Origin of the sequence: Flavobacterium cerinum, from assembly GCF_004028155.1 — a bacterium.
GTDB classification, from domain to species: domain Bacteria; phylum Bacteroidota; class Bacteroidia; order Flavobacteriales; family Flavobacteriaceae; genus Flavobacterium; species Flavobacterium cerinum.
Genome location: NZ_SBII01000009.1, coordinates 98,867 through 123,152, shown reverse-complemented (window position 1 = coordinate 123,152; position 24,286 = coordinate 98,867). Strand labels below are relative to the sequence as shown.

General features: G+C 36.7%; 26 protein-coding genes. 2 read left to right on the top strand and 24 right to left on the bottom strand.

Annotated elements, in window-relative coordinates:
* Positions 1 to 55 precede the first annotated feature (55 nt).
* The 19 genes from EPI11_RS12995 to EPI11_RS12905 all read right to left on the bottom strand — a co-directional run bounded on the left by EPI11_RS12995 (position 56) and on the right by EPI11_RS12905 (position 17,203).
* A complete protein-coding gene (locus EPI11_RS12995; protein ID WP_128390413.1) occupies positions 56 to 511 on the bottom strand; it encodes a hypothetical protein in 456 nt (151 codons plus the stop codon).
* 98 nt (positions 512 to 609) lie between these two features.
* Positions 610 to 960 carry a hypothetical protein gene (locus EPI11_RS12990; RefSeq protein ID WP_128390412.1) on the bottom strand — a complete coding sequence of 117 codons (351 nt, stop codon included), beginning with the start codon at positions 958 to 960 and terminating at the stop codon, positions 610 to 612.
* A 53-nt stretch (positions 961 to 1,013) separates the two neighbouring features.
* Positions 1,014 to 1,643 (bottom strand): MCP four helix bundle domain-containing protein, encoded by a 630-nt coding sequence (locus EPI11_RS12985; protein ID WP_128390411.1) that lies wholly within the window; start codon positions 1,641 to 1,643, stop codon positions 1,014 to 1,016.
* A gap of 232 nt (positions 1,644 to 1,875) precedes the next feature.
* On the bottom strand, positions 1,876 to 2,505 hold the full coding sequence (locus tag EPI11_RS12980; protein ID WP_128390410.1) for a trimeric intracellular cation channel family protein: 630 nt from the start codon (positions 2,503 to 2,505) through the stop codon (positions 1,876 to 1,878).
* A gap of 4 nt (positions 2,506 to 2,509) precedes the next feature.
* Positions 2,510 to 3,328 (bottom strand): methionine ABC transporter substrate-binding lipoprotein MetQ, encoded by an 819-nt coding sequence (metQ, locus tag EPI11_RS12975; RefSeq protein WP_128390409.1) that lies wholly within the window; start codon positions 3,326 to 3,328, stop codon positions 2,510 to 2,512.
* 23 nt (positions 3,329 to 3,351) lie between these two features.
* Positions 3,352 to 4,005, bottom strand: a complete 654-nt coding sequence (gene metI, locus EPI11_RS12970) for a methionine ABC transporter permease MetI (RefSeq protein WP_128390408.1) — start codon at positions 4,003 to 4,005, stop codon at positions 3,352 to 3,354.
* Positions 3,998 to 5,029 carry a methionine ABC transporter ATP-binding protein MetN gene (gene metN, locus EPI11_RS12965; RefSeq protein ID WP_128390407.1) on the bottom strand — a complete coding sequence of 344 codons (1,032 nt, stop codon included), beginning with the start codon at positions 5,027 to 5,029 and terminating at the stop codon, positions 3,998 to 4,000. Before metN ends, metI begins: the two co-directional genes overlap by 8 nt.
* Positions 5,030 to 5,050: 21 nt before the next feature.
* Complete coding sequence (locus EPI11_RS12960; RefSeq protein ID WP_128390406.1) at positions 5,051 to 6,049, bottom strand: EamA family transporter; 999 nt, start codon at positions 6,047 to 6,049, stop codon at positions 5,051 to 5,053.
* Positions 6,050 to 6,802: 753 nt separating this feature from the next.
* The gene (locus tag EPI11_RS12955) at positions 6,803 to 7,678 is read right to left on the bottom strand and encodes a pirin family protein (RefSeq protein WP_128390405.1); all 876 of its coding nucleotides are present in this window, start codon (positions 7,676 to 7,678) and stop codon (positions 6,803 to 6,805) included.
* 6 nt (positions 7,679 to 7,684) lie between these two features.
* Positions 7,685 to 7,975: a GNAT family N-acetyltransferase gene (locus EPI11_RS12950; protein WP_128390404.1), complete on the bottom strand. Its 291-nt coding sequence runs from the start codon at positions 7,973 to 7,975 to the stop codon at positions 7,685 to 7,687.
* Between the two features lie 188 nt (positions 7,976 to 8,163).
* On the bottom strand, positions 8,164 to 8,754 hold the full coding sequence (locus EPI11_RS12945; RefSeq protein WP_128390403.1) for a Crp/Fnr family transcriptional regulator: 591 nt from the start codon (positions 8,752 to 8,754) through the stop codon (positions 8,164 to 8,166).
* A 91-nt stretch (positions 8,755 to 8,845) separates the two neighbouring features.
* Positions 8,846 to 11,623 carry an aconitate hydratase AcnA gene (acnA, locus tag EPI11_RS12940; protein WP_128390402.1) on the bottom strand — a complete coding sequence of 926 codons (2,778 nt, stop codon included), beginning with the start codon at positions 11,621 to 11,623 and terminating at the stop codon, positions 8,846 to 8,848.
* Between the two features lie 201 nt (positions 11,624 to 11,824).
* On the bottom strand, positions 11,825 to 13,798 hold the full coding sequence (locus EPI11_RS12935; RefSeq protein WP_128390401.1) for a protein-disulfide reductase DsbD family protein: 1,974 nt from the start codon (positions 13,796 to 13,798) through the stop codon (positions 11,825 to 11,827).
* Between the two features lie 14 nt (positions 13,799 to 13,812).
* Entirely contained in the window at positions 13,813 to 14,619 is an 807-nt protein-coding gene (locus EPI11_RS12930; RefSeq protein WP_128390400.1) for a hypothetical protein, read from the bottom strand.
* 2 nt (positions 14,620 to 14,621) lie between these two features.
* A complete protein-coding gene (locus EPI11_RS12925; RefSeq protein ID WP_241657624.1) occupies positions 14,622 to 15,149 on the bottom strand; it encodes a heavy-metal-associated domain-containing protein in 528 nt (175 codons plus the stop codon).
* A gap of 1 nt (position 15,150) precedes the next feature.
* Positions 15,151 to 15,636 (bottom strand): TlpA family protein disulfide reductase, encoded by a 486-nt coding sequence (locus EPI11_RS12920; protein ID WP_128390398.1) that lies wholly within the window; start codon positions 15,634 to 15,636, stop codon positions 15,151 to 15,153.
* 23 nt (positions 15,637 to 15,659) lie between these two features.
* The gene (locus EPI11_RS12915) at positions 15,660 to 16,028 is read right to left on the bottom strand and encodes a heavy-metal-associated domain-containing protein (protein ID WP_241657623.1); all 369 of its coding nucleotides are present in this window, start codon (positions 16,026 to 16,028) and stop codon (positions 15,660 to 15,662) included.
* Positions 16,029 to 16,189: 161 nt separating this feature from the next.
* Positions 16,190 to 16,546, bottom strand: coding sequence for a hypothetical protein (locus EPI11_RS12910; protein WP_128390397.1), 357 nt, complete (start codon positions 16,544 to 16,546; stop codon positions 16,190 to 16,192).
* A 159-nt stretch (positions 16,547 to 16,705) separates the two neighbouring features.
* Positions 16,706 to 17,203 carry a GNAT family N-acetyltransferase gene (locus EPI11_RS12905; protein ID WP_128390396.1) on the bottom strand — a complete coding sequence of 166 codons (498 nt, stop codon included), beginning with the start codon at positions 17,201 to 17,203 and terminating at the stop codon, positions 16,706 to 16,708.
* Positions 17,204 to 17,519: 316 nt separating this feature from the next.
* Between EPI11_RS12905 and EPI11_RS12900 the strand changes: the two genes are divergently transcribed.
* Together EPI11_RS12900 and EPI11_RS12895 are read left to right on the top strand one after the other, a co-directional pair.
* Positions 17,520 to 18,566, top strand: a complete 1,047-nt coding sequence (locus EPI11_RS12900) for a hypothetical protein (protein ID WP_128390395.1) — start codon at positions 17,520 to 17,522, stop codon at positions 18,564 to 18,566.
* A gap of 14 nt (positions 18,567 to 18,580) precedes the next feature.
* The gene (locus EPI11_RS12895; protein ID WP_128390394.1) at positions 18,581 to 19,132 is read left to right on the top strand and encodes a T9SS type A sorting domain-containing protein; all 552 of its coding nucleotides are present in this window, start codon (positions 18,581 to 18,583) and stop codon (positions 19,130 to 19,132) included.
* Between the two features lie 57 nt (positions 19,133 to 19,189).
* On the opposite strand, the gene EPI11_RS12890 is transcribed toward EPI11_RS12895, so the two are convergent.
* The 5 genes from EPI11_RS12890 to EPI11_RS12870 form a co-directional block, all read right to left on the bottom strand.
* Positions 19,190 to 20,476 carry a glycosyl hydrolase family 18 protein gene (locus tag EPI11_RS12890; protein ID WP_128390393.1) on the bottom strand — a complete coding sequence of 429 codons (1,287 nt, stop codon included), beginning with the start codon at positions 20,474 to 20,476 and terminating at the stop codon, positions 19,190 to 19,192.
* A 288-nt stretch (positions 20,477 to 20,764) separates the two neighbouring features.
* Positions 20,765 to 21,892: a coiled-coil domain-containing protein gene (locus EPI11_RS12885; RefSeq protein ID WP_128390392.1), complete on the bottom strand. Its 1,128-nt coding sequence runs from the start codon at positions 21,890 to 21,892 to the stop codon at positions 20,765 to 20,767.
* A gap of 19 nt (positions 21,893 to 21,911) precedes the next feature.
* Positions 21,912 to 22,598, bottom strand: a complete 687-nt coding sequence (locus EPI11_RS12880; RefSeq protein ID WP_128390391.1) for a hypothetical protein — start codon at positions 22,596 to 22,598, stop codon at positions 21,912 to 21,914.
* Complete coding sequence (locus EPI11_RS12875) at positions 22,585 to 23,145, bottom strand: RNA polymerase sigma factor (protein WP_128390390.1); 561 nt, start codon at positions 23,143 to 23,145, stop codon at positions 22,585 to 22,587. Before EPI11_RS12875 ends, EPI11_RS12880 begins: the two co-directional genes overlap by 14 nt.
* A gap of 197 nt (positions 23,146 to 23,342) precedes the next feature.
* Positions 23,343 to 24,263: an AraC family transcriptional regulator gene (locus tag EPI11_RS12870; protein WP_128390389.1), complete on the bottom strand. Its 921-nt coding sequence runs from the start codon at positions 24,261 to 24,263 to the stop codon at positions 23,343 to 23,345.
* Between the last annotated feature and the right edge of the window lie 23 nt (positions 24,264 to 24,286).

The following is a 24,286-nucleotide window of genomic DNA, read 5'->3' as shown; positions in this document are numbered from 1 at the left end:
AAAAAAGAGACCCTTTTGAGGTCTCCTTGATTGAATAATAACTAACAAAAATAACTTAAAAACAATCTTCAATAAGTTTTTGCCATTTTTTGGCTATTTGTTCATTTCCTGGCCAGTATATGTTTCCAAGTTTGTCACTTTCAAGATCATATAGAACGACTTCTTTGTTTTCTTTTGTGCCAGATTTAAAATGCATTATTATTTTAGAATTGGTTCCGGCATTTATCTCTTCGATCCTGCAGGAAGTAACTTCGTTTAAGTCTACAAAGTGAGTATCATCATGGTCTGCATCCAAATTAACAAACAAGAATCCTTTGTTTTGCTCATCTAAAGCAAATATCTTTTTAAAGTGAGTTTCTTTAGTCGTAAATATAAATTTCCCCTGATGATAGCGGCTGAAAATTTCTTTTATTTTGTTTTTAGTTTTTCCTTGTGCCTTAGCAATATAGATAATAGGCAATGCACAGACTAATGTCAGTACAAGGCCGATTATTAATGACGATGTATCCATTTTTTTATTTTTTGTATATGTATAATGTAATTATTGAACTGATATAGAATATCAATTCAGAATAGGTTTATAGCCTAAATGACTGCATTATAATGTGTTTACCAAAAAATATGGAAAGGAAAAAGGAGTATGGAGACATGTAAACAGCGGTTGATATCCTGCTTTAAAAAAGAAGCATAGGAAGTGAAAGCTGTAAAATGCGTGAATTTTAAATCGATATAAGAAACGAACCATTTTGCAGTTAACGGAGAATGGTCGCGATTTTCAGACGATATATTAGAACCGAAATGGGGCTTGACAAAAGCAGTAGTTTTTAAGTAATCAACCTTGTCAATGGAGTTTTTAGACGGCTTATGCAACAACTGATGAGAAGTCTTCTCTCCGGCACTGCAGAAGAGAAAAGCAAAAATCAGAAGCGAGAAAACCGCTATGTTCTTAAACCATTTCATTTTGCAAAGATACCCTATATATTAAGGATTCAAAAAGAACGGTGGGAATTCTGTTAATTTAGATTAAACTGTTTGGGTGCTTTGATAGAATTCACAGCTTTTGATGAAAATACTAAGGCCTGTATTATGAGTGCAATTATTACCAGTATAGCAATTTCAAAATGCGAACTTAGGTTAGAGAAGTTGTATAGGCTGTTTGCACTTTCCATTTGCAGTTTTGCTTCAGAAATCTGGATTGAAGAAAGGTTATGTAGTATTACTACCGCTTCACTAGATAATTCCTTTACCTTAGACAAACTCCCTGCTGATGAAGTTTGTGCAATCTCTTTGCAAAGGCTTGTAAACTTGTCGAAATTTAATTTTTCTTCTTCGGTTAGCTTTGTCTTGCTGTATAGCATGTTCAGGTCACTTATTTTGGCAAGTGATGCCGCAATATGTTCTTGCTTTTCGGAGATAGAGTAGGAAGGATTTTCTATAATATGAGTGATCTTCTGAAAGTATTGTGCATCCTGGAAGATATAGTTTCCTACTACAAGGCGGTCTTCATAAATAGAAGAAATCGCTTTGTTGATCTTAGTGGAATTACTTCGTTCACTAAAATTAATTATTATAACTACACCCAATACAGTGAAAAGCAATAACGCCGCAGTCATTTTACTTTTTATGTTGTATATCCAATTCATAATAATTAATGTTTAAGTGAGAGATTGAGTGGTATTCTCCGTGATCTTGTTATAATTAAAATCACCAGTAAGTTACAAATTTTTACAATTTAATAACCTGCAATATAGTGATTTATTCTCAAGATCATTTACTCTATTAAGTTTTACAGGAATCATTATGAAAATGCAATTGCAGGTTTTGTCTAATAAAAAAGCCCCGCTATAGCGAGGCTTCAGTGTACTGTTTGTGTAATTATGTTACTGGTTCACCAGTATCTTTTCGGAATTTAGGAAGGCTCAGGTTATAGCGTACAGCCATTATTCTTATAGCAGCGATAACCGTTCCTGATAACCAGAAATTGAGGTTTCGGTTTACATCAAAGTAAAATAAAAGCAGGTACAATACCGCTCCTGCAAGACAGGCAGTCGCATAAATTTCTTTATGAAAAATAATGGGTATCTCATTGGTTAGCATGTCCCTTAGAACCCCGCCCATAACAGCACTAAACATACCCATAATGGCTGCAGTTACAGGACCTGCACCAAGGCTCAGCGCTTTCTCTGTGCCTACAATGGTAAAGAGGGCAATACCCAGTGTATCAAATAGAAACATTGTTTTCCTGAGTTTGTGCAGTGTGGTATAAAACACACTGGCTAATATTGTTCCGCCTAAAATGGCATACACAAAATAAACATCTTTAACCCAAACAATGGGGTAACAGCCTAACAGTACATCCCTGAGACTACCGCCGCCAATAGCAGTAATGAAACCTATAAATGTTACACCAAACCAGTCTGAAGCTGATTTTTTATTGGCTACCAATGCCCCTGATATGGCAAAGAATCCTGTACCTAATAACTCGAAGAGATACTGTATCTGCATTATTTTACCAGCCTTTTATGGCTCCTCCTTTAAATTCTTTCTCAGCCGCCTTTTCTACCTCTACTGATTGATAGGCTTTTAAGAAACGTTGCACTTTATCATCTGTCTTATTGTCCTCTCTGGAAACGACGAGGTTAACATACGGAGAATCTTTGTCTTCTACAAATAAAGCATCACGGGAAGGAACAAGCCCTGCCTGAGACGAAAATGTGTTATTAATGATAGCGATCGTTACATTCTCATCATCCAGTGCCCTTGGTATTTGCGGTGCTTCAAGTTCCAGTATTTTAAGGTTCTTAGGATTCTCTGTAATATCGGTTACTTTTGGCAATAGACCAATGCCGTCTTTAAGTTTTAAAAGACCATTCTTTTGAAGAAGTAATAATGATCTCCCTCCGTTGGTAGGGTCATTAGGAATAATAATGGTGCTTCCCGGTTTTAACTCAGTAAGCGACTTGATTTTCTTTGAATATGCCGCAATAGGGAAAACAAAGGTTTTACCTACGATAGCCAGTTTGTATCCTCTTTGTTCAGATTGTGCATCCAGATACGGTTTGTGCTGAAAAGCATTCACATCGATATCTCCCTGGTTTAGGGCTTCGTTTGGCACAACATAGTCATTGAAAGATATCAGTTCTACTTCCAGATTGTATTTTTCTTTCGCTACTTTCTGTGCCGCCTGTGCCACTGCAAATTCAGGTCCGGCAGCAACACCTACTTTAATATGGTTAGAGTCACTTTTTTTATCACCTCCACAATTGGTAAGTGTCAGGCTTAATAATAGTATTCCTGTTAGTGCAGAAAATTTTATTTTAGTATTCATGGTTATTATTTTATTATTAGTTTTTATCTGTGATCAAAATATTTAGAAAGGGCATCGCCCGAGAATTGTATTATAAATACCAATGCAACAAGCAATACTAATACGGTATTCATTATAGTAACATCATAACCGATGTAACCATACTGATAGCCTATTTGTCCCAGTCCACCGGCACCAACAGCACCACCCATAGCCGAATAGCCTACAAGGGTAATTAGCGTTATAGATGCAGCATTGATAAGTGATGGAAGTGCTTCCGGTAATAATACTTTGTATACAATTTGTAATGGAGTAGCTCCCAATGCACGGGCAGCTTCAATTAATCCGGATGGTAAACCCAACAGGCTGTTTTCTACAAGCCTTGCAATAAATGGTGCAGCACCAATACTAAGCGGTACTAAAGCAGCACTAACACCTATGGATGTTCCAACCAGTGCTCTTGTAAAAGGGATCATCCATACGATTAAAATAATGAAAGGTATCGACCTGAAGACGTTTACAAGAACTGATAGGCCTCTGTTAATAATAACATTTTCTAAGATTTGGTCTTTTCGGGTAAGGAACAGCAATATACCAGCCGGAAGCCCTAAAAGGAATCCAAAGAAACCGGATACAAACGTCATCATGATGGTTTCCCATGTTCCTTTTAATAGTAATGTGATAATAGATTCAGACATAGCCCAGTATTTCAGTTTTTATATGTTTCGATTTAAAATATTCTATAGTTTCTTTTTGCTGGTTTTCATCACCGGACAATTCGATAATTAGAATCCCAAAATTGGTGTCTCCGGCATAAGCCGTTTGCGCTGTGATAATATTGGCATTGATTCCAAATTGTTTAGCGGCATCGGTTAGTATAGGTTCATCTACCGATTTACCATTGAGTTCCAAGCGCAGTAAAGGGTATAGGCCGGTTTTATATAGAGTAACTAATCGTTCCTGATAGATAGCCGGAATTTCGATATGCAAAGAAGAAGCGATAAACTCCCGTGTCAATTCATTTTTTGCATTGGTAAATATGTCACTTACCGTGCCCTGTTCTACTAATTCTCCATGACTTATTACAGCTACTTCATCACAAATGGCTTTAATAACTTCCATTTGATGGGTGATGAGTAGTATGGTTATATTAAGACGTTTATTGATGTCTTTTAGCAGATTTAATATCGATCTTGTAGTTGCAGGATCGAGTGCACTAGTTGCCTCATCACACAATAAAACCTTCGGATTATTGGCAAGCGTTCTTGCAATTGCAACTCGCTGCTTTTGCCCTCCCGAAAGATTTGATGGATAATCGTTTATTTTATCAGTAAGGCCTACTAACTCAAGTAATTCTTTAACCCTTTCTTTAATGAGAATTTTAGGAGTTCCAGCCAGTTCTAATGGAAAAGCAATGTTCTCAAAAACGGTTCGGGAAGATAAAAGATTAAAGTGTTGGAATATCATTCCTATCTGTCTTCTTTCCTGTGCCAGTTGCGAGTTAGAGAGTTTTAATAATGATTTACCATCTACTATAACCTCCCCCGAAGTGGGTTTTTCTAATAAATTAATGGTACGTATCAACGTACTTTTCCCCGCTCCGGATGTTCCTATCACGCCAAAGATCTTTCCGGGAGGAACCCTTAGGGAAACATCCTGCAACGCAGTTATTTCCCTTCCGGTCTTATAAAACTTTTTTGTTATGTTCTTTAATTCTATCATCTTTTGTATTTACGATCGTTGTTAGTTTGTGCTATGTTTGTAACCATTATTCCTTGAGAATATACGTTCCACTTTTCGCCATTTAACTTTAGATCTTTTTGTGATCTTATAATTTATCATGTTTGTTAATAGTACGCCAAGTAGGATTACAAGCAACCCAATTGTCTGCATACCGGTTATATTCTCATTGGCAATGATCCATCCAAATACAACCGCAACAACAGGGTTTACATAGGTATGCGTACTTACCAGTGCCGGAGGTTTTATAGAAAGCAGCCATATAAATGACAGGTAGGCTATAATAGATCCAAATACAATAAGGTAGGCAAGACCAGACCAGGCTTCTAACGGAATAGCACTCCAGTTAATAACGGTCCATTCGCCAAGAATCGAAGCTATTATCAGGCTCGTAACACCCCCAACTATAAGCTGTTGCCCCACGTTCATGAAAATAGAGTGGCTTGATGCCCTGTTTTTAGAAAAGAGCGAACCCAATACCCATAACAGTGAACTGATGAATAAGATTCCAAATGAAGCATACCTCATTGTATCATCTGCAGTATGAGCACCGTTCTGAAGGCTGTCTTTTAAGAATAATAGCAAACCACCCATACCAATAACAAGTCCGGTAATTACTAAAGGGTTAGACAGGTAGTTTTTCCAGTTCTTTTTGTCTAATAGAATAAACCAAAAAGGTTCGCTTGCCATGATAATAGCGGCTTCGGTAGAGCTAAGGTATTGCTCTGCCCATGCTACCAGACCTACACCAATAGCAAGGATAAATATACCAGGTATCAGGTTTTTATACCAGTTGGTTAATGAGTTAGGTTTTTCGCCTTTTTTCCAAAGCCAAAGCAGGATAATAATACCTGCAACCAGGAAACGCAAACCGGATAATATAAAAGGAGGGAAGCCTTTAAGGCCGTAAGATATTGCTAAATAGGTTGTTCCCCATATAATGTAGATACCTACAAAGGCGAGGAGGACACGAAGTTTGAAGTTGTTGACAATTGTACTCATATTAAAATTTATTAAAGGTGGATGGAAATGGTTTAAAAAAAAAGCCCTTTTACATGTGTTGTAAAAGGGCTTGAGCAGTTATATTAGTATAACTATATCGCAGAAGAACTCTTACAGGGCACGGGCATTGACATATAACAACATGTCATATTCATCATATTTTTAATAGTATGCATACACATATGATATCGTTTGCTAAAATGCATAGTATGGCCATGAAAATGCATGAAACGATTCGATTTTGATTCGAATTTGTTTGTCTTAGCAGTTGTGATTACTTTTTTCATGGTTTTTAATTTTAGTTCTGAATAATTCCGGTGCAAATATAAGTGATTTAAAAGTCTACTAATTTAGTAGAGTAATAATAAAATGTTATTTTTTTATAAATTTTGTTTTTTGTTGAGCTGAGAGGCTAAAAGTGTATAAAAATAAAAAGACCTTTCATTGTTATATGAAAGGTCTTTTTTAAAGTATATATACTCGTTTATGCTTAAGCCCGTTCATACCATAGATTCGTCATACAACGCATCATGTTGCACTTCTTCAAATAGGTAATATGTAGACTGTTGTTTCTCATTTCGAGTGCAAATGTATAAAGATGTTTTGGTAAATCGCATAACATTTGTGTTTTTTTTAATAATAAAATAACGAAATGAGGTTTTGTTGTGTTTTTGTTGCGTTTTTCGTATTTCTGTAAAAGAAAAAGCAATGCCTTGTGAGCATTGCTTAAACTAAATTTATATTGGATAAGGATTAATCTAAAAATCCAAATCTGCCCATATTTACATCATTGAATGCCTGCATGATCTCTTGTTGTGTATTCATTACAAAAGGACCATGTGCCACTATTGGCTCATCAATCGGCTCACCGCTTAAAATTAACACCACCGAATTTTCCAGTGCTTTAATAGTGAATTCTTCGCCTTCATTTGTAAATAACAGGAAATTGTCTGTAGGTACTGTTTCGCTGTCGTTCACTAAAACGCTACCTTCTATTACTAATACTGCCGAGTTGTGTTTTGCCGGAAAGTTAAACGTTGCAACAGCATCTTTGTTTAATTTGGCATTGAATAAATTTACAGGTGTAAAAGTTGAAGCTGCTCCAGCCACACCATTATATTCTCCAGCGATTATTTCAACAAGCCCTCCATTATCAGGAAGCTGATACTTCGTGATCTGGTCATTGGTAATGCCCTGGTATTTTGGTTTCGACATTTTGTCTTTTGCAGGAAGATTAACCCATAACTGTACCATTTGGAAATCGCCGCCTTCTTTACTAAACTGTTCTTCGTGGTATTCTTTGTGTAAAATTCCCGATGCAGCAGTCATCCATTGTACATCTCCTTCTCCAATAACACCACTATTGCCGGAACTGTCGTTGTGTGCTACTTTACCTTTGTAGGCTATAGTAACAGTTTCAAACCCTCTGTGCGGGTGTACGCCAACACCTCTTTGTTCTTTAGTAGGAGGGAAGTAAAACTTGGAGTTATAATCCATCATGATAAACGGGCTCATTCTCTCCATGCTCATTCCATTTCCATACGGAATAAAATTGTGTACTCTAAAACCATCACCTACCATGTGTGGTACAGGCGGTGCAATCACTCTTTCTATCTTTTTTGTTTTCATGTCTTTTTATTTTTTATCGTGAAATAATGAGTTGGCCTGATATTCAGGATGTTTGTTGATGTATGCATTGATATATGGGCAGTAAGGTTTTACCCTGAGTCCATTATTTTGTGCATACTCTAAAACATATTTAGCCAACGTAGATGCAATACCTTTACCTTCTAATTCGGGAGGTACATCAGTATGCATATAAGCGATGCCTCCATCAAATAATTTGTACTGAACAAATGCTATTTTATCCTCTGAATGGATTTCAAAACGCATGTCTTTTTCATTGTGTATTACATTATATTCCATGATGTTGTTTTTTAGTACTGTAAAATTAGTACCAATAAAACAGAATACACTTGACCTATGTTAAGAAATGAGGGGAACTATAATGATTGAATTTTGGTGAATAATGGATATGTAGAATCCTACCCATTTTATACAAATAAAATTAGCATGTATTGGATAGAAGCAACCTGATGTAGGTTAGGAAATAACTAGGGTTTAAAGTTCTTGTTTGCCAGTTCCCAGCGAACCCTGCTCAGGCTTTCGGGCGCAATACCAAGATAAGAGGCTATCATTTGCAAAGGTAGCCTGTAGGTGATTTCACGATGGGTTTCTATAAAATCAAGGTACTTCTTTTCGGCAGTGGCTGCGAGCAGATAGTTAATGCGCTTCTGCATCTGACGAATGTTTTTTTGTAGTGCTAATGTATTAAATGAAGTAAATTTATCAGAAATCTGTTCAAGCTTATTAAAGAAATCCTTCTTGATATAAATTACTTCAGAGTCTTCAATGGTATCAATAAAAAGTTCGGAAGGTTCGTCAAAATAAAAACTGCTCCTGTCGGCAATCCACCAGTTTTCTGAGGCAAATTGTATAATATGCTCTTTGCCCATTTCGTCTACAGTATACGATCGCAATAATCCTTTACACACAAAGAAAGCCCTGTCACAAATCTGATCCTGTTCTAACAGTATCGTTCCCTTTTTTGCTTTAAGGGTATATACCATAGGCTCTAATTCTTTATAGTTTTCTTCGGTTATACCGGCATTGTCCAGTATGTACTTTTTAAAATTATCAGGCATTTATAGCAAAGAGTTTATGTGGCTTATTTTATAGTATTTGTTTAATAGTAAAACAGGCAGGATTATGTAAAGATCCTGCCTGTTTTTAAGGTTATGCTTTATGCAGAAACTGCCTTAATACATACTGCAATATACCTTCATTTCTATAATATTCAACCTCAATTTTCGAGTCCAGTCGGGCAATGGCTTTAAAGGTGATTTTTTCACCGTTGCTATTTACGGCAGTAACATCTACTTCTTTTAGCGGCTTAATGTCGTTGGCGATTCCGGTAATGGTAAACTGTTCTTTTCCGGTTAGTCCAAGGCTTTCGGCATTTTCTCCATTTTTATATTGCATTGGTAATACGCCCATACCTACCAGGTTGCTCCTATGTATTCTTTCATAGCTTTCGGCAAGAACTGCCTTTACTCCTAATAGGAAAACTCCTTTTGCAGCCCAGTCTCTCGAAGAACCGCTGCCATATTCTTTACCCGCAAGAACCACCAAAGGTGTTTTGGCTTCTTTATATTTTATGGATGCATCATAGATGCTCATTTCTTCGCCTGTAGGCATAAATTTAGTGTAACCACCTTCTTTATCGGCAAGTTTGTTTTTAATACGTACGTTAGCAAACGTACCTCTCACCATTACTTCGTCATGACCACGACGGGAACCGTAAGAGTTAAATTCTTCTTTTGGAACACCACGGCTCAATAAATATTTACCAGCAGATGATGTTTCATTGTAAGAACCTGCAGGCGAAATATGATCGGTTGTTATACTATCGCCCAAAGCTAAAAGTACGCTTGCATTTTCAATGTCTTTTAGCGGTTGAGGCTGATCCGGTAAATCTTTAAAGAAAGGAGCTTCTTTTATATAGGTCGATTTATCGTCCCATTCATATATTTTCTCATTAGGCACTTCAAGGTTCTGCCATATTTCATTTCCGTCAAATATAGTTCCGTAGCTATTCGCAAACTGTTTCGGTGAAAGTACAGAACTCATAATTGCATTGATCTCATCGTCAGACGGCCAAATGTCTTTTAAATATACGGGCTGCTGATTTGGGTCGTAGCTTATCGGTTCGTTCAACAGGTCAATATCTACACGTCCTGCAATAGCATAAGCCACAACAAGCATTGGCGACATTAAGAAGTTCATTTTTATTTGAGGATGTATCCTTGCTTCAAAATTCCTGTTACCTGAAAGTACAGATGCCATTACTAAATCGTGGTCATCGATTGCTTTTGCAATGTGTGGAGGAAGCGGGCCCGAATTACCAATACAGGAAGTACATCCATAACCCACAATGTGAAATTTCATCGACTGCAGGTCATCCAGTAGATCGGCTTTTATCAAGTAATCAGTTACTACTTTAGATCCTGGTGCTAAAGATGTTTTTACCCAAGGTTTTACATTAAGTCCGTGCTCTCTTGCTTTTCGGGCCACCAAACCTGCTCCAATCATTACATAAGGGTTCGACGTGTTTGTACAGGAAGTAATTGCAGCAATTACCACAGCCCCATCAGATAGCATAAATTGTTCCTGGCCAATGGTAACGGTAACGATTTTCATACCGTCTTCAATTTTTTGTTCAATTTTGGTTTCCTGCTGCATTTGTGCTTCTGCCTTAAAGGGAAGTGAACTTCCTCCTTCGGCAAACCATCGTGTAAGCTGTTCCTGGGGTTTAATATATTTTCGTCCAAATGATTGATGCAGTACATCAATAAAAGTCGATTGGAAATTTTTAAGCAGTATTTTATCCTGCGGCCTTTTTGGTCCTGCCACAGTAGGTTCTATTGTAGAAAGATCTAATTCTAAAATATGAGTATAGGTAATGGTTTCATTCCCGGTACGCCATAACATATTTGCTTTACAATAGTCTTCAACCAGTTTCACCTGATCTTCAGAACGGTTGGTTAAGCGCATATATTCTAATGTTTTGTCATCAATAGGGAAGTAGGTTACAGTACATCCAAATTCTGGAGACATATTACCGATTGTAGCCCTATCTGGTACTGAAAGGTTATCTAACCCAGAACCGAAAACTTCTACAAATTTACCTACTACACCATATTTCCTAAGGAGTTCGGCAATGGTAAGTACCATGTCGGTAGCTGTAGAACCTAAAGGAATTTTCCCTGTTAAGCGAAGTCCGATAACCTCCGGCATGATAAAATAAATAGGCTGTCCAAGAATGGCGGCTTCAGCTTCAATTCCTCCAACACCCCAGGCAATAACTCCAATTCCGTTTACCATTGGAGTATGGCTATCTGTACCTACAAGTGTATCGGGGAATACTTCACCGTTACGTTCAATAACACCTTTAGAGAGGTATTCCAGGTTTACCTGATGGCAGATACCCATACCAGGCGGAACAACACTAAAATTACTAAACGACTGCTGTGCCCACTTTAAGAACTGATAACGCTCTTTATTACGCTTATACTCTTCGTCCATATTACGGTCATACGAATACTCGGTTCCAAAATAATCGACCTGCACGGAGTGATCTATAACAAGGTCTACCGGAATGAGTGGATTTATCTCATCCGGATTTTTTCCTTTTCGGGCAATTTCTGCTCTTAATGAAGCAATATCTACTACGGCAGGAACACCTGTAAAATCCTGCATTAGTACACGGGCAGGCTTGAAGGGTATATCTTTATCCGACGCTTCGGGTTTCCAGCTAAGCAGGGTTTCTATATTTTCGCGGGTAATAGCAAAATCATCAAAATTACGTAATGCATTTTCTAATAAAATCCGAATGGAAAATGGCATCTTTTCAATGTCAAAACCCTGGTTTTGCATTTCCGTAAGGCTGTAATACGTATACGTGCCGTTTTTGGTGTTCAGTAATTTTTTAATCTTATAAATATCTTTCGGCATAATTCCAAGTATTAGTTAGTAGATAGCAGTAATTATAAAGGTAAGGCTAATCGATGATATGACAATAATTCAAAGTTCTGATTTTGAGCTGTAAATCATAAATTTTTGATAAATATTGTCCATAGAAAAGGGGAGAACTCAATTGAATTCTCCCCCTTTTTTCCTGATAAGTTTAATCTTCTGTTTACAGTTCTTAATTTATTATTTGAATTGTTCAATACCCGATTTCAGCCATTGTTCATATTCATCAACATCGGGCATATAACCGGCAGGTTTGTTCAGGCTATTTTCGTTTGTATCTAAAACAAGATAATACGGCTGTGCATTTGCTTTGTAGCGTGTAATTTGGAAATCGCTCCATTTATTACCTATAGATTTTATCTTTTTACCCGTTTCTTTAGAAACGTATTGTTCTGCAGCCGGGAGCTCTCTTTTGTCATCTACATACAGTGATATCAATACAACATCGTTGTTTAAGATGGATAATATTTTGGGATCAGACCAAACATAATCTTCCATTTTCCTGCAGTTCACACAGGCAAATCCTGTAAAGTCTAAAAGGATTGGTTTGTTAACTGATTTGGCATAAGCCAATCCTTTTTCATAATCTGTAAAGGCAATAATATCATGCGGTCCTCTATGGGCTCCATCTGGCAATATGGAGACTGCTGCTGTGCTTCCACCTTTTGAGCTTCCTACACCATGAGGCGATTCACTATAGGTCATTGGTGGTGGAAAACCGCTAATTAATTTTAGAGGTGCACCCCATAGGCCGGGAATCAAATAAATGGTAAAGGTCAGTACGATTAATCCCATCGATAAGCGACCTACCGAAATATAGGGTGAAGGCGAATCGTGCGGTAGTGTGATTTTCCCAAATAAATACAGAGCGAGTGTACAAAATATGGCGATCCAGATGGCTAAGAACAATTCTCTTTCAAACCAATGCAATTGCAATACTAAATCGGCATTCGATAAGAATTTAAAAGCCAATGCCAGTTCTAAGAAACCTAAGAACACTTTTACCGTGTTTAACCATCCGCCCGATTTGGGTAGAGTATTTAACCAACCCGGAAACATTGCAAACAGCATAAAAGGTAATGCTAATGCTGTAGAGAATCCAAGCATACCTACAATCGGCGCAATACCACCTTTTGATGCTGCTTCTACCAGTAAAGTTCCAATTATTGGTCCTGTACAGGAAAAGGAAACAATAGCCAGAGCCAACGCCATAAATAGTATACCAATAATACCGCCCCTGTCTGCTTGTCGGTCAACTTTATTGGCCCATGAATTGGGAAGCATTATCTCGAATGCACCTAAGAACGAACTGGCAAATACAACCAATAATACAAAGAAAATTACATTGAACCATACATTGGTCGATAGGGCATTCAGGGCATCTGCACCAAAAATAAGTGTAATAACAGACCCTAAGAATACATAAATAAGGATAATGGATATACCATATATAATGGCATTCTTAATCCCTTTTGCTTTGGTTTTACTTTGTTTGGTAAAGAAGCTTACTGTCATTGGTATCATTGGGAACACACAAGGTGTTAGCAGTGCAGCAAATCCGGATAAAAAGGCGATAAAGAAAATTTTGAATAGACCGGAATCTGATGATTCCGGAGCTTCAGGTGTTTTTTTTGCTATAGCTTTTGTTTCTGTATTAACCGTATTTTCAGTTATGAGTGCTGATGCTTCAATTTCTTTAGCCTCCAGTGTCTTTAAGTTAAATTCAAAGTATTTGTTTTCACTGATGCAGCTCTCTTTACATACCTGGTAGAACAGCTCAACCTGAATAATTTTGTTTTCAGCATTACTGTGTTTAATCAATTGAGTAAACGTTACTTTATCTTCAAAGAAAACTTCGTTTACACCAAAAACATCGCTAAATACCGTTTTGGTTTCGCTTTCGGTCGCTTTCCCTATCGCTTCATAGTTTCCTTTTGTATTATGAAAAATGAATTCGGTAGGCAGCGGGCCATCTTCAGGAGTGAATTGAGAATACACATGCCAGTCGGTTTCAATAACACCATTCAGGGTAAGCAAATATTCCGAATCCGATTTTTTCTCGACGGAAGCTTCCCATTTAACCGGGTTTAAAATTTGTGCCTGCACATTTGCAAATGCAAAAAGCAGTAGTACTAAATAAAATATTTTTTTCATTATGTTATGACTGCTTATTTAGTAACATTAAAAAAAGTGTATTCCAGTTTTAAGAAGATACCGTCTGATGTTATACGGTGCATAGAATTGTAAAGCTCTTTTTTATAAGCAATGTCTATTCTAGCCTGACTGTTAATGATAAACTGAATTGAAGGTACTATATCAAGATACGATCTTCCATTTTCTGTTATCGTCTGGCCCACAAATTCCAACATGGTGTTAATATTGGTTTGTTTGTAACTGGTGTATTTTTTAGGATGCATTAAACGTCCAATAGAGAATGTATAATTCACAGCATTGTTCCCAAGATTGTCGGGGAACTTGTAGTTGTTATTGTCAAAAGCCTGTCCGTAACTTACAGAAGAACTTATCGCTACTTTCTTAATTAACTGGGTAGCTACAATACCTGCCTCGAAGCCAGTATTCATTCCCATCATATCGATAGGTTCCTGATGAATTGCCGAACTATTCCAACTGTATCGTCCAAAGGCTGCCATCCTGAAATGGCTTTGAAGATCATCTACAGAGAAAAAACGGTATTTGGCATACACACCACCACCTCTAAGATCGAGTCCGTTATTCATGTCATTAAGGTAGGCAGAGGCACGAACCATTAAGTTTTTATTGATCCCCCAGGTAACTTCGGGTGATAAATTATATACGTTTCCATTTTCCATCTGGTTTTCCAATAAGGATTGTCCAACACGAACTGAAAGGGAACCCGCCGGAGCGTTGCTTGCGGGTTCTGTAACTACAAACAATTCCTGAGCATTTATTTTTAATGAAATAAACAGCAAAAATACAATTGATAGATATCTCATTATTAAATAGCTTTTATGTGATAATCATTTTCATTTTCGGCCATGTAGCTTGGGTGCTTAGAATATGATTTGGCTAATTTTTTATACTCTTTCTGGGTTACAAAACCTTTGTCTAAAACCCTGTATTGGGTTTCTTTATCAGAAATCGGGTTGTTAGGATCGATAAAAATAAACAAACCATCTTCAATTTTTAAGGTTGAATTGTCTTGTAAATTTTGAGGATCAAGTTTCATAGTTAAAACCATTGATCCTACAAAGAATCCTGCTTTTTCGACAGCCGTTTTTAATACTTTAGGCTGTAAAAGCGTATTCTCTTTAAAATAAACCGTAAAGGTGTTGGTGTTCAGATCAGTACTGATGCTATCTACCTGAGTCATGGATTTTAACTGCTTATTTATAGCATTCGAGCACAGAGAGCAGGTTAGGCCTGTTGCCATGATTTCTGCTTTAGATATTTGAGCGTATGAGTTTACACCTGATAGCAATGCTAAAAGTGTAAGGGCTAAGAATTTTATATTTAATGTTTTCATGTTATTTGTTTTTTTTGATTTGTGCAATTATCTGTGCTTCGGTAGGGTTGATGGCGATCAGTTTTCCTGATGCATCAAAAAGGTAGGCTGCCGGTAAAGCTTCTACTCCAAATGCTATGGATGTTTTGGCATCAAAACCTTTTGGGTCGATTAATTGCGGGTGTTTTAGTTTGTCTTTTTCAATGGCTTTTAACCATTTGGCTTTATCGGTATCTATAGATATTCCTACGATCTCAAAATTTTGGCTTTTGAATTTGTCATACAGTTTAACCAGCTTTTTGTTTGCCAGTCGGCAGGGAGCACACCAGGATGCCCAAAAATCGACCAAGACTGTTTTACCTTTAAAGGAGTTAAGTTTTACTGTAGTATTTTTGTCGTTTTGTAGTTGGACATCAGGAAAAGTATCTCCTAGTTTTATCTGTGCCGTTGCTGTATAAAAACTCAGAAAGATTAGGAATAAAGCGGCTATATTTTTTAGCTTAAACATAAAGTGTCAATTTAAAGTTTCTATTACTTACTTGTTTTTGGTTCTGCCTTTAGTTCTCTTTCATACTGGCAGCATCCGTGTAATTGTTCGTAAACAGCATCTTCAGCGGTGAACTTTTCATTGTCATATCCTGCGTCGGCTATACTTTTTAATATCTGGTCTAAACTGGTTTTCTTAGGATTATAAGTAACGGTTGCCATTTTAGTATCGGCATTCCAGTTTACTTTGGCAGTTTTGTTTTTAGCCGCAGCCGTTTCAATGATTTGTTTGCACATACCGCAATTACCATTGATCTTTACTGTTTCTGTTACAGTATTTTTGTTTTGCGCATTGGCGAAAGTGACTGATAGCAATAGGGTTATTGCTACCAATAATTTATGTATTGATTTCATTTTATATTGTAGTTTTTGGATAGATCAATCCTAAAGCATAACAGTAACAATAGCATATAAGGCTATGTTCTGAATAGTACAGGGATTAACTAATGTTTAATGATTTTTTAGCCAAATAAGGCTTAAGGTTTGACGTATTTATAGCTGTCGGGGAAGAAGTACTAGCTTATTTTAGGTGGAAGCCAGATAGATCGAAAATCTGATGAGATAAAGATTTCTGAATAAAAGTAATTTTGTTTTCTGTCAGAAAAATCAAAAAGAGAATCATTTTCTGATTGGAAAGCAAGCGTAGGGGTGAAGCCGCAAGACACCGAAGGGCAACCGCAGGAAACACTTTTACAGCCACTATCGCAACTGTGCTTTTTTTCTTTAGAATGGTGTTCTTTGCAACAATCTTTTTTAGAAGATTCCTTTTTGCAGCATGCCATCTCTGCTTTATTATTATGTGCATACGTTACCGTTGGTCCCAAAAGGAAACCAAGTGTAAGCAATAATAATATGTAGATTTTTTTTGTCATGCAGATTGCAAAAATACAATTTTATAGTTTAGGGCTAATGTTAAAAATTCAAAAGAGTTATGACCCCGAATGATTGTACGTAAAAAGTCTAAACAAATTCCGAGCCATTTTATTTCCGATTTTAAAAAACAGGCATGATTTTCAAGAAAAAAGTCAATTTTATCGTTTGATCATAAAAAAGGCCAGGTCTTCGTCATCTATAACTAAATCATCCAATCGTGTAAAACCTGCTTTTTCTAATACTTTTTGAGATCCAACATTGTCAAGATCTGTTACGGCAACTACTTCTTCATTATCTGTTTTTTCAAAACAATACTGTACTAAAGCCCTGCTTACTTCGGTACCAATACCTTTTCCCCAGTATCTTTTACTCAGGGTATAGCCAATTTCCAGTTGATCCGGATTATAGGAAAAATGACGGGCAAGGCACACGCCTATAAAATCATTATCGGCAGCATTGTAAATTCCCCAACGGTTAAATATTCCTTTGTTATTGTTTTCCACTGCCATTTTAAACAGCTCAGTATATTGTTCGGTAGTACGATAAGGTACATGGCGTGTAACTTCATTATCACTAAAATGATCAAGGAATAAAGCTTGCTCTTCAGCTAAAAGGTCACGAATAATAATTGACTCGCTTTTGTGTAGAATAGACATTTTGTTCAAATTTTGGTAAAGTTAAATATTACGGGTGAAATTAAAATAGTAAAAGTTTTAATGATGTGTTAAATACTATTAGACGTTATATGAATAGAATATTTATATTTTAAATATAGCCAACAACAGTAATGATATATTTTTACCTAAAATGTGTTTTTCTTAACATTTGTTTCGTTTTTATATATTTTTTTAGTTATAAAAATGTTAATATGTTAAATTTAATTCATTTCGATTAACAGTATATTGTAACCGATTAACGGTGTAACGAATTGGCTAATTTTATCATATTCAACCATATAAAATTATTTTAAAAATGAAAAAAAATCTTTACGTTGGCCTTTTTGGCCTAAGCTGTTTATTTGCCAATGCGCAAAACAATCAACAAAATAGTTTGGCAACGAGTGGTGGGTTAGAAGCCGGAACGACCTCTAGCGGCACAGGCCAAAATGCCTTTTATGGTTACCGTTCAGGAAAAGTGAACACTACAGGTGTGTATAACACTTTTATGGGAAACAACTCGGGTGTGGTAAATACAACAGGTTCTTCCAATACTTTTATTGGTAACTTTTCAGGTCAAAAAAATACCATTGGTGCGGGTAATACTTTTATAGGAGATAAATCTGGACAAAGTAACACAGGAGGAGCATCAAATACTTGTGTAGGAACTTTTGCCGGGGTAAGCATAACTAATGGACAGGCAAATACCATTATGGGCACTAATGGAGGAGCAGGATGCAGCGGATCAGGAAATACCATGATAGGTATGGAAGCAGGATGGAGTAGTTTTGGAAATCCTGGAAACAACAATACTTTTTTAGGTGCCAGTGCCGGAACTGAATCTGTAGGATCAGAAAATGTTTTCATTGGCTATCAGGCAGGGTCTGGCCAAACAATAGATGGTGCCTTTATTGTAGAAAACTATAATTATTTTCAGCCTGCACCGCTTATTAAGGGTGATTTTGCTACAGGAAAGGTAGGAATCGCAGTTTCAAGTTTTCCTTCAACAGCAGGTTCTGTAGATGTATCAGGTTATAAATTCTTTGTTAAAGGTGGTATCCTTGCCGAAGAAATAAGAGTAGCTACTACCTGGGCAGATTATGTATTCGAAAAAGATTATCAACTTCCAACGCTTAAAGAAGTAGAACAGCACATTACTGAAAAAGGACATCTTATAAATGTACCATCGGCTAAACAAGTGGAAGAAAATGGTATTTCGCTTGGTGAAATAGCAAAAATTCAGCAGGAAAAAATTGAAGAGTTAACATTGTACATCATTGAGCAAAATAAGGTCAATGAGAAACAAGCTGAAGAGATAAAAGAAATGAAAGAGTTCATGATGAACCTGGCTGCTAAAAAATAATAAAAAGTATTATTATGAGAAAATATATATTATTTTTTGCACTTTCACTTGGGTCAATGCACCTGCATGCCCAGGGATGTGTGCCCAATCTCACGCTTACAACACCTGAAACCAGTACACCTGTTTTGCATCAGGCATCAAACACGGTAGTAGCTTCTTCAAATTATGGTGTAAGTTCGGGTTATAATGCTACGCTTAGGGCAGGAACACTGGTAGAACTAAAGTCAAATACGCATATTAAATCCGGTTCACTATTTCTTGCAAAAATCGGCGCATGCACAAAGGCAAAAAACAGTGAACAGGGCATGTCAGATGAATTATCAGAAGATGTTGCGCTAACAATATATCCAAATCCTGTAAGATCATTTTTAACTGTTTCTATTGATAAAATGGAAATGTCTAAAATAACAGTATCTAACCTTGAGGGAAAAGTTATAACAACATATGATGCTAAAAAACAAACCTCTCTACAATTAAACTTTGAGAATTATACTCCCGGAGTTTATACAATTATAGTTGAGACAGTTGATGGTTCTGTATTTCGAGAGAAAATTATTAAAAACTAAATGCAAAGCCCCACAATTGTGGGGCTTTTTTAATATAACTATTGATTATTTGCTATGTTATCCAAATACAGCATTAATTTCTGAAAGCACCCACGTATAGCCGCCTCCGGCTAGCTGAACCTTTTGTGTTGCACCACTAAAAGCAACAATTGTCTGTCCAGACGGCGCTGTTACACTTTTTGTTTCCTGTCTGGATACAGAAGAACTGATAGATTTAGGATAACTAGTACCTGCTATCGTGATTTGCACGATTACATAATTGCCATACCAGTATCCTGTTACATAATTGAACTGTGATAAGCCACTACTAGGTAAAGTGATAGTAGGATTTTGATGACCGGTGTCACCTCCATGCTGCAGCATTTCTACAGTATAAGAACCATCTTTATTCTGATTACCTGACTGTATTGCATCAACTACTTCACCACTCCATACCGTTACACTTTGCATTAGTGTAGAGATCGATTGCGCTTTGATAATTACGTTATCATCAAAAGGTACGGTTGAAGGTGCGCCTTTAATATACATGCTTAACAATAGTTGTTGTCCCTGTTCGAAAGCCCAGTCATCTGAATCCAGACGCCAATTGCAAATAGTATTATAAGAATAAGTTTGTCCATTGATTTTAAAACCAGCCTGGTATTGCTGACTGGCTTGCAGCGCATTTTGGAAAGGCTTGTTGCCCGATGTCTCAAATTTGGCGCCAAATCCAAGCAATGAAGAATTGATTCCTATAGCTACGAAGTCATCTGGGTGAGTGAAGCCTGAATAGTTTTGCAGGTTAATAATGTTGCAGGTGTTATTAACAGTATTGCCGTCAAGATTATCCGCTACGGCAGGAGAAAGGCTTATGTAATAAGTTGATCCGAAAGCTTGCTTCAAGGCTTTAAGCCATGCTGACGATTGGGTTGATGATAAATAGCTTATCGGGCTTTCCCAATCAATATCAAAACCATTCATATTATTATTACCCAGGTAAGTTGCAATGTTTGCTGCAAAAGCCTGTAGCGTTGTTGGGTTGTTAATAATTGTTTGAAGATTACTTAAAATCTCATCGGTAAATGCAAGGGTTGCAAATAATTTGATGTTTGGATTCTGTGTTTTTGCATCAGTAACAATCATTTGCAGACCCTTATTGCCTGTGCTGATTGTGGGTTGCTGGGGATTGGTCATATCAACCGCATACCAGGCGATGCATAAATAATCCAGACTCTTATAAACATTATTGAGTCTCATCGAAACAAAATTGCTGTTAGGTGAAGCAGGGGTTGTAGCACTCGCAGGATGCAGTTCTGAATCAATCCATGCGCCTATAGCGCCGTTAAAAGTGTTGTTTGTTGCCATTTTTAATTATTTTAGTTGGAAATTTGATACATAAAAAAACCCCGATAGAGTCCGGGTTTCTAAAGTAGAAGCGGAATCTAGCGGGGAATTATGTATCTCTAAATTACTTTTATTTTTCAGAACCTACTATAAAGACCACAGAAATGATAATTAATGCGATTAATTGCAATTTATTACGATGAAATCCTACATGTTTGTCTTTAAGTGTCTGATTTTTAAATATGAAAATTCTCGAAATTATATAAAAAAGCAGCCCTCCGGCTGCCTTTCATTTTAACTAACTTCTAATTACATATCGAGCCTCCAACCAAAGGTCAAATTGTGTTCTTTGTAGGTAGATTTTTCAAATACCGGATTAAGATCATATTTAACAAATAATGAAATAGGGCCAAAACCTACATAACTGCTTATCCCGTATACAAAGGGAGTTACATTATAATCTCTCTTCATTCTGTCTATTATTCTTTCGCCGTCTTCTTTATATTTAAGTTTTTGAGTTGCACTTAAATTTACCCCCGCATATCCGCCGATACCTACTTTAAACTCGTTACTTGTATCGTAACGGAAATAATCTTTATACTCTCTTTTTCTTGATGGACCAAACTCAAAATGGAAAGGAGCGATAAGGTTGTTTATTAATAGTTCGTTTATTTTTAGATGGTTAGGGAACTCTTGCAATACAGTAGTACCATTGTTATTTACAAAATATTTATTATTTTTTGGTGATAACGAATTGACATAAAGAGAAATACCATACGCCAATCGCACTTTATTGGAATCTTTTAGCAGCCTGGTTCTAAAAGCAAAACCGATCTCGACATAAACACTTTTTCCAAAACGATAGGAGTCACCTATAGTTCGCCCATCGCCTACTGTGTTATTCCATCCAACAGCAAATACTACATCAGTGTACGTTCGCTTATCATATTTCTTTTTTCTATTCTCTGCATTATAGCGCACACCCAGTAAAAAACTACCTGCATCATCATAGGAATTACCAAATCCTACTTCAATATAAGATCCGGCATAAGGAGTAAAGTTATACTTAACATTTCTTTTTACAAGTTCTATCTGTCCGTCAATAATTGCAGTTTTACTATCAATAATAATTGCTGCATTTTTTGCTGCCTCTTCTTTAAGCGTTTGCGCTTTATCGGCTGTTATCTCTCCCTTTTCTAACTGCTCAGTAATTTTTTCCAGTTCCTTTTTAAGGTTAAATTTTTCGGTATCAATAATATTATTTTTTTCCTGTTCAAGGCTGGCCAGCTTTTGAGTTTTTATTTTCTCGGCATATTGGGCAGAATAATTTGGTTCTCCTTTAATTGTGTCCTTTACTGTTTTTGTTTCCTGTGCGGTAGCATCAGGCATGCAAAATCCTGTCGCCGCAAAGGCGAGATAAATAAATAGTCGTTTCATGGTGATTGATTGGTTAAGGTTAGTGTTTTTCTTTAATGGCTATTTTTATAGTCTTGAACTTAAGGTTAAAGATTTTTAATGTTTTATCCCTAAAAGAATTTTCCATTTCTTTTTCTGCTTCATTCAATAATGCAATATCGTTTGTTGGCAGGTTTTTATTTTTTAAGCGCTCCATTGCAATTTCCTTTTGCGCTTTGTGTAATAACGAATCGACCTCATCATTTGTTACACTTCCTTTTAATAGTACAAGTTCATTGATGGCAAGGGCAACTTCATTGGCTTTTACAGTTTCTGAATCAGGTTTTATATTTAGTGGCTTAATTTCCTGGCGGATAGATGTTTGTTTTTCTATTGCAACAGTTGTATTTAAGTTTGTTTTTTTATCCTGTAAAATAATTTCTCTTTTGAATTCCTGATGCATAATGCTTTCAGGAGCAGGCTCAATAACTGATGGTTGGCTTGGCTGCTCAACAACTGTTTGCTGAGGTATAATAATAGTATCGTTGTTGCTCAATACTACAAATAGCAGTCCGCCAAGACTTATAATCACGATTGCTGCGGCAGTCCAGTACCATGTCAGGCGCTTCTTTTTCTTTTTTTGCTGCTGCCTGTTGTAAGCAATACGGTTCCACGCTTCTGCCGAAGGTGTTATAGTACGCTCTTTTAGTTTGCGCTGCAGCTGTTCTTCTATATTATATTGTTTCATTTCCTCTTTTTTGTATTGATGTGAGCTGTTCCTGCAGCATTTTTCTGGCCTTAAACAATTGCGATTTTGATGTACTTTCTGTGACACCCAGCATTTCGGCAATTTCTTTATGGTTGAATCCTTCAATCGTATACATCACAAGTACCGTTTTATAACCGTTTGGCAGATTATCGATAAGCAACTGTAAAAACTCAATATCATAATCAGGCTCTGCGCTATGTGCGGGTAAGACTTCGGCCTCATCAATTTCGGCAAAATAAAGCTCCCTTCGGGTCCTTAAAAAGTCTATTGCCTCTCTTACCATAATACGGCGCAGCCATCCTTCAAAACTGCCTTCAAACCTAAATTTCGCTAAATTTTCGAAAGCCCTTGTAAACCCCTGTATCATTACATCTTCGGCATAATGTATATCCTTTATATAGGTCCTGCATACCCCCAGCATTTTTGCTGCATGCCTGTTATAGAGTATCTGCTCTGCCTTAGCGTCATTGCGCAGGGCTTTTTTTATCAGGGCATCATCAGATGTATGTAAAGCAATAATTTTCAAGTTGGTTCAATAGGTTGGTTATACTAAAGACGGAATATTATTTAAGGAAGTTGCCTGACCTTTTTATTTTTTTAGAATTAATCAATAAAAATAGTCTAATTATATCTTACAGCCAGGCTATCTCAGAGCATAAAAAAAGTGCTATACCTTGCGACTTAGCACTTTTTATTCAAAAACAGTTTATATATACGTTTCTCTTAATTAAAAGAAGCACGAAACAGGGTAGGAGACAGTTTCGTTTTGTTTTTGAATAGCTTGGTAAAAGATTGAGGATGCTCAAATCCTAATTCATAGGCAATCTCACTTATAGACTGGTTGGTTGTGGAAAGCATTTCCTTTGCTTTTTCAATAACTTTATCCTGAATGAACTGTTGTGTGCTTTGTCCTGTCAAATTTTTCAGCAATCTACTTAGGTAGTTAGGAGACACATGAAGTTCCTGGGCTACAAGCTGTACAGTGGGCAATCCTTTTACAGCTAAGGCGTCAGTACTAAAATAATCACTTAAGAATTTTTCTAAGCGGCTTAGCATTTGATGGTTTGTAATCTTACGGGTGATAAATTGCCTCTCATAAAACCGTTCAGAATAGCTGAGCAGCGTTTCGATATGTGAAACAATAATGTTTTGGCTAAACCTGTCAATGTTAGCCTGATATTCCTGTCTGATGTTATCAATGATAAGATTAACTGTTTTTTCTTCTTTTTCGGATAAGAACAGAGCCTCATTGACTGAATAGTCGAAGAAATCATAGTGTTTGATGGTTGTGGTAAGCGAAGTATTCCACAGGAAATCGGGATGGATAAGAAGCATCCAGCCCGATTTTTCTTCAATAACTTTTTCTTCCGTTTCGATCCTGAAAATTTGATTGGGTGATATAAAGAACATTACACCTTCATCGAAATCATATTCCTGCTGGCCGTATTTTAAAAGACCATTTATACCGCGTTTCAGGGAAATCAGGTAGAAATCAAGTACCCAGTTTATTTCACTGATATCGGCAGGACGTAGTACCTGACTATAATCAACCACGCTGATAAGAGGATGCTCAGGTTTGGGCAAACCTCTCAGTCTATGAAATTCACTGATCGTTTTTATCCGTTGAGTTTTCCTATGTTCCATTACGTAAAGTTAAGCATTGTTTT

Excerpts from the sequence above, each read along its gene's own strand:
- EPI11_RS12995 (WP_128390413.1), bottom strand. The coding sequence starts at position 511 with ATGGATACATCGTCATTAATAATCGGCCTTGTACTGACATTAGTCTGT.
- EPI11_RS12990 (WP_128390412.1), bottom strand. The coding sequence starts at position 960 with ATGAAATGGTTTAAGAACATAGCGGTTTTCTCGCTTCTGATTTTTGCT.
- EPI11_RS12985 (WP_128390411.1), bottom strand. The coding sequence starts at position 1,643 with ATGAATTGGATATACAACATAAAAAGTAAAATGACTGCGGCGTTATTG.
- EPI11_RS12980 (WP_128390410.1), bottom strand. The coding sequence starts at position 2,505 with ATGCAGATACAGTATCTCTTCGAGTTATTAGGTACAGGATTCTTTGCC.
- metQ (WP_128390409.1), bottom strand. The coding sequence starts at position 3,328 with ATGAATACTAAAATAAAATTTTCTGCACTAACAGGAATACTATTATTA.
- metI (WP_128390408.1), bottom strand. The coding sequence starts at position 4,005 with ATGTCTGAATCTATTATCACATTACTATTAAAAGGAACATGGGAAACC.
- metN (WP_128390407.1), bottom strand. The coding sequence starts at position 5,029 with ATGATAGAATTAAAGAACATAACAAAAAAGTTTTATAAGACCGGAAGG.
- EPI11_RS12960 (WP_128390406.1), bottom strand. The coding sequence starts at position 6,049 with ATGAGTACAATTGTCAACAACTTCAAACTTCGTGTCCTCCTCGCCTTT.
- EPI11_RS12955 (WP_128390405.1), bottom strand. The coding sequence starts at position 7,678 with ATGAAAACAAAAAAGATAGAAAGAGTGATTGCACCGCCTGTACCACAC.
- EPI11_RS12950 (WP_128390404.1), bottom strand. The coding sequence starts at position 7,975 with ATGGAATATAATGTAATACACAATGAAAAAGACATGCGTTTTGAAATC.
- EPI11_RS12945 (WP_128390403.1), bottom strand. The coding sequence starts at position 8,754 with ATGCCTGATAATTTTAAAAAGTACATACTGGACAATGCCGGTATAACC.
- acnA (WP_128390402.1), bottom strand. The coding sequence starts at position 11,623 with ATGCCGAAAGATATTTATAAGATTAAAAAATTACTGAACACCAAAAAC.
- EPI11_RS12935 (WP_128390401.1), bottom strand. The coding sequence starts at position 13,798 with ATGAAAAAAATATTTTATTTAGTACTACTGCTTTTTGCATTTGCAAAT.
- EPI11_RS12930 (WP_128390400.1), bottom strand. The coding sequence starts at position 14,619 with ATGAGATATCTATCAATTGTATTTTTGCTGTTTATTTCATTAAAAATA.
- EPI11_RS12925 (WP_241657624.1), bottom strand. The coding sequence starts at position 15,149 with ATGAAAACATTAAATATAAAATTCTTAGCCCTTACACTTTTAGCATTG.
- EPI11_RS12920 (WP_128390398.1), bottom strand. The coding sequence starts at position 15,636 with ATGTTTAAGCTAAAAAATATAGCCGCTTTATTCCTAATCTTTCTGAGT.
- EPI11_RS12915 (WP_241657623.1), bottom strand. The coding sequence starts at position 16,028 with ATGAAATCAATACATAAATTATTGGTAGCAATAACCCTATTGCTATCA.
- EPI11_RS12910 (WP_128390397.1), bottom strand. The coding sequence starts at position 16,546 with ATGACAAAAAAAATCTACATATTATTATTGCTTACACTTGGTTTCCTT.
- EPI11_RS12905 (WP_128390396.1), bottom strand. The coding sequence starts at position 17,203 with ATGTCTATTCTACACAAAAGCGAGTCAATTATTATTCGTGACCTTTTA.
- EPI11_RS12900 (WP_128390395.1), top strand. The coding sequence starts at position 17,520 with ATGAAAAAAAATCTTTACGTTGGCCTTTTTGGCCTAAGCTGTTTATTT.
- EPI11_RS12895 (WP_128390394.1), top strand. The coding sequence starts at position 18,581 with ATGAGAAAATATATATTATTTTTTGCACTTTCACTTGGGTCAATGCAC.
- EPI11_RS12890 (WP_128390393.1), bottom strand. The coding sequence starts at position 20,476 with ATGGCAACAAACAACACTTTTAACGGCGCTATAGGCGCATGGATTGAT.
- EPI11_RS12885 (WP_128390392.1), bottom strand. The coding sequence starts at position 21,892 with ATGAAACGACTATTTATTTATCTCGCCTTTGCGGCGACAGGATTTTGC.
- EPI11_RS12880 (WP_128390391.1), bottom strand. The coding sequence starts at position 22,598 with ATGAAACAATATAATATAGAAGAACAGCTGCAGCGCAAACTAAAAGAG.
- EPI11_RS12870 (WP_128390389.1), bottom strand. The coding sequence starts at position 24,263 with ATGGAACATAGGAAAACTCAACGGATAAAAACGATCAGTGAATTTCAT.